The 271-nt window shown below is 53.9% G+C and carries 1 protein-coding gene; it reads left to right on the top strand.

From position 1 onward, the window contains the following. A partial coding sequence (locus tag VJI93_RS08845; protein WP_324009331.1) for an ATPase, T2SS/T4P/T4SS family occupies positions 1 to 271 on the top strand: 271 nt, incomplete at both ends.

Genomic DNA, 271 nt, shown 5'->3' with positions numbered 1-271 from the left:
AACAGCCTCCAGCTTTCATTGAACAACCTGGGGATGACGGCAGCGGATAAGCAGGATTTAGAAAATCTCATTCAGCTTCCGCACGGTATTATCCTGGTGACAGGGCCGACAGGCTCCGGTAAAAGCACCACGCTCTACGCCATCCTTTCGGCGCTGAATACTCCCGGCCGCAATATTCTGACGGTAGAAGATCCCGTGGAATATGAGCTGGAAGGCATTGGGCAAACGCAGGTGAATACCCGTGTGGATATGTCTTTCGCTCGCGGCCTGC

Source organism: Parvimonas sp. M20, assembly GCF_035282425.1.
Taxonomy (GTDB): Bacteria; Bacillota; Clostridia; order Tissierellales; family Peptoniphilaceae; genus Parvimonas.
This window is presented reverse-complemented; position numbering and strand designations above follow the sequence as displayed.